The organism is Vibrio sp. 10N.222.46.A1, assembly GCF_041473595.1.
In the GTDB taxonomy this organism is placed as follows: Bacteria; Pseudomonadota; Gammaproteobacteria; order Enterobacterales; family Vibrionaceae; genus Vibrio; species Vibrio tasmaniensis_A.
Genome location: NZ_JBFRSN010000569.1, coordinates 1 through 6,452, shown reverse-complemented (window position 1 = coordinate 6,452; position 6,452 = coordinate 1). Strand labels below are relative to the sequence as shown.

Sequence of the window (6,452 nt, the reverse complement as noted above, 5' to 3'; positions counted from 1 at the left end):
CAGATTATATATTGATTGGTAATGACCCTCATTTATCTCTTCTGGAGGCGTCGGGAAGCGATAATTCTCTAGTTAAAAGGCTTCATGGGGATAATGTTCCAGATTGGCTAGAGGTGACATACGACGGAGTTAAGGATGGTTACCGAGTTTTTAAAGTGAGGGGTGAGAATGAATAAGCAGAAATTAGCAGTATTGCTCCCATGTTTTAATGAAGCGGGTGCTATTGGGAAGACAGTTATGTCTTTTAAGCAGGCTTTACCTGATGCATCTATTTATGTTTATGACAATAACTCAACCGACAACACGGTAAACGAGGCCTTGCAAGCTGGGGCTATTGTTCGACATGAGCCTCGCCAAGGTAAAGGAGAGGTTGTCAGGCGAATGTTCTCTGATATTGATGCTGATATCTATGTGATGGCTGATGGTGATGACACTTACGATGCGTCAATATGCCCTGCGCTGATCGAACAATTGGATAATGAAAAACTCGATATGATTATTGGAAGTCGAGAGCGAGCTTCAATGGCTTATCCCAAAGGGCATATCCTAGGAAATAAGCTGTTTTCATCGCTGATTAATTTAGCATTCAATGCTCAATTGAGTGATGTGTTTTCTGGTTATCGAATTATGAGCCATCGATTTGTCAAAACCGTACCCATTTTCAGTGATGGCTTCCAAATAGAAACAGAGCTTACCGTTCATGCGCTACATCATAATATGCCAATCAAAGAAGTTTCGACGCAATATCAATCAAGGCCTGAAGGCACAGCCAGCAAATTGAATACCTTTAGTGATGGGCTCAAAATTCTCAATTTCATTTTGTTCTTATTGAGAGATGTAAAGCCAATGTTCTTCTTTGGCGTATTGTCTATGTTGCTTTGCTTCATTTCATTGGTTTTAGGAATCCCCGTTATCATCGACTTCATCGATACTGGGCTCGTCGAAAGGGTGCCTACTGCTATTTTGTCTAGTTCAATTGCATTGATAGCGGTGATGTCTTTTTTCTGTGGGTTGATACTCGACAACGTATCACGAGGTAGGCGAGAGATGAGGATCCTTTCTATATTACGAACGAGTGATAAAACGCTATCTGAATAGGAATCAAGCATGAGAACAAGCAAGGATGAAGACAAAGAGTGGATCGATTATTTATCTCGTTTCAGTGACGAATATGATGAGCGAGTTTATAACGGCAATACAACGGGTTATGTGATGAGAGCTGGTCATATAGCATGTGAAAAGCCATTTGGTGAAAGTGAACACTTTTCGAGAGTGTTAGAAGTGGGCTCCGGTACAGGTGAACACTTGCTGCACGTCAAACACACCTTTGACGAGTATATCGTGAGTGATGGCGATGCTGCGGCGCTTGAGGTGGCAAAAGAGCAACTCAATCATATTGGTTCTAACGGTAAGCTTGTTTTCAATTTGGCCAATGCTCGGCAATTAGACTTTGAAACTAATAGCTTCGATCGTGTTATCGCGACCCATATATTGGAGCATTTATACGAGCCTCACTTGGTGATTAAAGAGTGGTTAAGAGTGTTAAAGCCTGGAGGCACTCTGTCTATTTTGATTCCTACCGATCCTGGGGTCGCTTGGAAAATCGGTCGCTATATGACGACAAGAAAACACGCCTTACTGAAGGGGTGGCATTACGATTACATTATGGCGAGAGAGCATGTCAATCCATGCAATAACTTAATCGCTTTCTTAAGGTATTACCTTCCTGAACACCAAAAATCATTTTGGCCGCTGAGCTTTGTGCCGCTTATTGATTGCAATTTGTTCTTCAACTTCCACGGGGTTAAACCACTATAGGAAGTGAAAGATGCTTTTAGTTTTTGAAAGAAGAGCGGGAAAACAAGAAGTAAGCGATCAAACCTCTCACTTCTTATTTGTCTGTCTATTAATTGATAGCTTAGATCGCCAAACCTGTAATTGCGCCAAACAACATAAACACACCCACTAACCCTACAATCGGGACCTTTACGGTTTTTAATAACCACACACCAACAATGATCAGAGCGAAGTCTATGCCGCTGCTCACTGCGCTTGTGAAGATGGGTTGGTATAGAGCCGCAAGCAATAGACCAACAACTGCTGCATTCACACCGGTAAGAGCACCTGCCACCAAAGGCTTGCTTGCAATCGCCTGCCAATTCTTCAGTACAGCCAGTAGCAATAAGAAACCCGGTAAGAACACCGCAACTGTTGCGAGCAGTGCACCTGTAATCGGTGCCGATGGCATCAACACATAGCCTAGATAAGTGGCTAATGTAAACATTGGGCCAGGTACAGCTTGCGCAGCGGCATAGCCTGTTAGGAAGGTATCTTGAGACAGTTGGTCGCCAATACCATTTTGTAGCAATGGAAGAACCACGTGCCCGCCACCGAATACCAAACTACCTGCTTGGTAAAATAAACCAAATACTTCAATGCCTTGAGAGTATGCACTGAACAGAGGTAAACCAATCAGTAGTGCTACAAAAATCACTAGCGGTGTTATGGATATCTTATGTGTCGAAGGCGTTGTTTTTGAGTCTTGCGAGGTTAAGAACTTACTGCCAACCATCGCTGCAAATAGGAGCACTAAGACTTGAGGCCAGATCCCAGGAATCAAAAGTAGAACAATCGCGGTGATTACACACAGTGCTGTTGCTACCTTTGATTGGCAAAAGTTTTTGTACATGCCGAAAGTGGCGTCAGCTACAACCACGACTGCGAGTAGCTTAAGTCCGTGGATGATTGAAATGAAAAGCGGTGCTTCCAACAACTGGTTGCTCACTAAGGCCAATATCAACATTAGGATGACAGAAGGGGAGGTGAAGCCTGGGCCATTGTCATCGACATGAATCAGCAAGGTCTTGGCTTGTTGATGGTCGGGCTTCCTAATCTCTAACAGAATAGCTAATTGTTTGTCGTCTTGTTGTTCCATCGCCTGAATCGCGTTAGTCAGCAAATTAATGATCACTTGTTCCAATTGAATGGCGTTGGCGAGCACGCAAGCATCAAAGGTTTCAGGAAGTTCGTTGACCTTTACTCGTTCACTCTTGAGTTGTGGTTTCATCAGTTCTTTTGACGAGTGCAATACTGGCAGTATCTGTAACGTGTGCAGCTCTTCCGCAGTGGATTTCTTTGCAAAGGAACGAAGCTGGTGGCTTATCTTAGCCATACGGTCAGTGAGCGCCGAGATTCGCGATAGGTTGTCATCGACACGCTCGGTTTTTTCTTTGGCAAGAAACAGTCGGCCGTTGTCGGCATAACTGCGAATCGCAGCAAGCGGGTTATTCAGTTCATGGCTGATGCTTGCTGACATTTGCCCCAACACTGCCAGTTTGGCGGCTTGGATGAGTTCGTCTTGTGTCTGCCTCAGTACATGTTCAGTTTCGATTCGGTGCTTAATCTCGACATGCAACTCTGATGTTCGTTCAAGCACTTGAAATTCTAGCTTTTGCTTGGCTTCGGATTGCAGTCTGTCTATCTGAGCTCGTCTTTGTTGTCGATGGTGATTGAGTTGCATCGTTAGATAAATAATCGCAAAAATAAGGCTCAAAACCACAAGGTAAGCAACCAAGTCCCACCAAACTAAGTGGGTCGGAGAAAATACTCGTATGGTGAGTTTTGGCTCGGCTAGGAAGCGTGAGGAGTTAAAGAACTGCTCTTGGACGAGCTTGTGGGGAGACTCAATATTGCTAGTAGCACTCTCTAAGTCACCGGAGAAGTGCAGGCTTTCTATTTTTGTATCGAGATACTGCCTGCTTTCTTGAATTCGAGTGTGTTGTTCTTCGCTTAATGGTTGAAGGCTTTTGAACAGCCACTCAGGATTACTCGACATAAATACGATCTGGTCTTTATCGTCAGCAACAAAAAAACTCTGTTTGCCTTTCCAACTTGCTTCAATCAGCGATAAATCCATCTTTACGACAATGACGCCAATAATCTCGGCGGCATAGGCGACGGGGTAAGAATAATAATAGCCTCGTTTCCCAGAGGTTGAACCTAGCGCAAAATATTGATTTTCATTGCCAAGAATCGCTTCTTGAAAGTAGGGACGGAAAGCGAAATTTCGCCGAATAAAAGAACGCGGTAGATTCCAGTTACTGGCTGCTATGGTGGTGCCAATGCTATCTAACAGATAGGTGTCCGATGCTTGAATCACCGAGTTTACGTGTTCTAGGTAGCGATTGGTGAGTTCGATTTGCGCAGAGTTACTTGGAGAGTGAAGAGCATCGACCAACTCTTTGTCTTTTGAAAGCAGCTCGGGAATGTGCGCGAACTTGTCGAGTTGGCTTGAAATATGAACCGAAAATCGGTCTAGCTTAGATTGATGATCATTTAACAAACTTTCATGGCTTGTGTTCCACACCCAATGACCGCCGAACACCATTAGTAAACTGTATGTGGCCATTAATAGGATTGGGATTCTCAAAGCTTGAAACATGAAGGCTCTCCGCTCATTTCTTTGGTAAATAATCAAGCCTGTCTTCTCTCGTTTATGGTAGCAAATAGCGGTAGTGTTTGCTGAAAGTAGACAGTCGCCAGATGGATGTAGGTTAAGGGTTTGTAACGGGGATTGTTGAAAAAGTTATCGACTCTGAGGGGTAAAACAAGAGCAAGATCTCTTTTTAAGGTTTTTAGCAAAAAAAGCCCTCGATTCCCTTGAAAAAGTCGCTATTGTCCCCATTTCTGTTGTGCTAAGTGATGATTTGATCGTTTTTGTATCATTTAGTTGGACGAATTTAGAGCATTCATCATCATGCAGAGGTGAACGGCTCGACAGAGATTAAACAGATCGCTAGAATGTCGCGTCTAAAATTTCTGTCCTGAGGCTAATCGGAGATACCTTTCTTGTTTTCGAAAACAAGCTTTATTGCGTTTTAATCGACGCGTGAAGAACGAAGATATCGCTGATTAGTCTGGTGTTTGGTTGAATAATCAATTCAGACATCAATGCTCGATTTTAAATTAGGTGTTCGGATAGAGCACTACACAAGGATGCAGCCAACAACGTCGGCTTTTGAATTAAAGCTAAGTTACGGCTCATATGCTCAGATTACTGAGCCAGTTTTGAGGTTTATATAATGCAAGTTACTGTTGAAACGCTAGAAGGCCTAGAGCGCCGTCTTAATATTACTGTTCCTGCTGCTAACATCGAAGATGCAGTTACAGCTGAACTACGCAACATCGCGAAAAACCGTCGTTTCGATGGCTTCCGTAAAGGCAAAGTGCCAATGAAGATGGTTGCTAAAATGTACGGCAAAGCAGTACGTCAAGACGTGATGGGCGAAGTAATGCAACGTCACTTCATCGAAGCGATCGTTAAAGAGAAAATCAACCCAGCTGGCGCACCTACTTTCGCACCAGTTGAAAACAACGAAGGCGCTGACCTAGTATTCAACGCAACTTTTGAAGTTTACCCAGAAGTTGAGCTGAAAGGTCTAGAAAACATCACTGTTGAGAAACCAGCAGTAGAAGTTAAAGAAGCTGACGTTGAAGAGATGATCGAAACTCTACGTAAGCAACAAGCGACTTGGACTGAAGTTGAAGCTGCTGCTGACGCTGGTTCTCGTGCAACTATCGACTTCGTTGGTTCTATCGACGGTGAAGAGTTTGAAGGCGGCAAAGCTGAGAACTTCCCACTAGAGATGGGCGCTGGTCGCATGATCCCTGGTTTTGAAGACGGTATCGTTGGTAAAACAGCAGGTATGGAATTCGAAATCGAAGTAAACTTCCCAGAAGATTACCACGCTGAAAACCTAAAAGGTAAAGCTGCTAAGTTCTCTATCAAGCTGAACAAAGTTGAAGCTCGTGAGCTTCCAGAACTAAACGAAGAATTCGTTTCTAAGTTCGGCGCAGCTGAAGGCGTTGAAGGCCTTAAAGCTGAAGTTCGTAAGAACATGGAGCGTGAGCTTAAGCAAGCAGTTAAGAACCGCATCAAAGAGCAAGCAATCGACGGTCTAGTTAACGAAAACAACATCGACGTACCTTCTGCTCTAATCGATCAAGAGATCGGTGTTCTACGTCAACAAGCTGCTCAACGTTTCGGTGGTAACACTGAAGCTGCTGACCAACTTCCACGTGAGCTGTTCGAAGAGCAAGCTAAACGTCGCGTAGTTGTAGGTCTTCTTCTTGGTGAAGTAATCAAGACTGAAGAGCTAAAAGCTGATGACGAGAAAGTTAAAGCTATCATCGAAGAGATGGCTACAGCATACGAAGATCCAACAGAAGTTATTGCTTACTACGAGCAAAACGAGCAAATGATGAACAACATGCGCAATGTTGCTCTAGAAGAGCAAGCTATTGATGCAATCATCGCTAAAGCTCAAGTTTCTGATAAAGAAGTTAGCTTCAACGAGCTAATGAATCAGCAACCTGCTTAATATAGTAATATCTGACGTAGAAGGTTGACGTACGGTCAACAATTCTGCTAACAATGGTCCGTATGATTTAAT

The 6,452-nt window shown here is 43.6% G+C and carries 4 protein-coding genes and 1 pseudogene; 4 read left to right on the top strand and 1 reads right to left on the bottom strand.

What is annotated here, in order from left to right:
• Nucleotides 1-168 precede the first annotated feature (168 nt).
• Together AB4496_RS16145 and AB4496_RS16140 are read left to right on the top strand one after the other, a co-directional pair.
• The gene (locus AB4496_RS16145) at nt 169-1,098 is read left to right on the top strand and encodes a glycosyltransferase family 2 protein (RefSeq protein ID WP_086048858.1); all 930 of its coding nucleotides are present in this window, start codon (nt 169-171) and stop codon (nt 1,096-1,098) included.
• Nucleotides 1,099-1,107: 9 nt separating this feature from the next.
• The gene (locus AB4496_RS16140) at nt 1,108-1,818 is read left to right on the top strand and encodes a class I SAM-dependent methyltransferase (protein ID WP_102257767.1); all 711 of its coding nucleotides are present in this window, start codon (nt 1,108-1,110) and stop codon (nt 1,816-1,818) included.
• Nucleotides 1,819-1,918: 100 nt separating this feature from the next.
• Here the strand turns inward: AB4496_RS16140 and chrA are convergent, their stop codons facing one another.
• The gene (chrA, locus tag AB4496_RS16135; protein ID WP_372131360.1) at nt 1,919-4,441 is read right to left on the bottom strand and encodes a chromate efflux transporter; all 2,523 of its coding nucleotides are present in this window, start codon (nt 4,439-4,441) and stop codon (nt 1,919-1,921) included.
• Between the two features lie 163 nt (nt 4,442-4,604).
• Here chrA and AB4496_RS16130 point away from each other — a divergent pair.
• Together AB4496_RS16130 and tig are read left to right on the top strand one after the other, a co-directional pair.
• Nucleotides 4,605-4,787, top strand: a pseudogene (locus AB4496_RS16130) (hypothetical protein); the annotation flags it as partial.
• A 294-nt stretch (nt 4,788-5,081) separates the two neighbouring features.
• Nucleotides 5,082-6,380, top strand: a complete 1,299-nt coding sequence (gene tig, locus AB4496_RS16125) for a trigger factor (RefSeq protein WP_004736079.1) — start codon at nt 5,082-5,084, stop codon at nt 6,378-6,380.
• Nucleotides 6,381-6,452 lie beyond the last annotated feature (72 nt).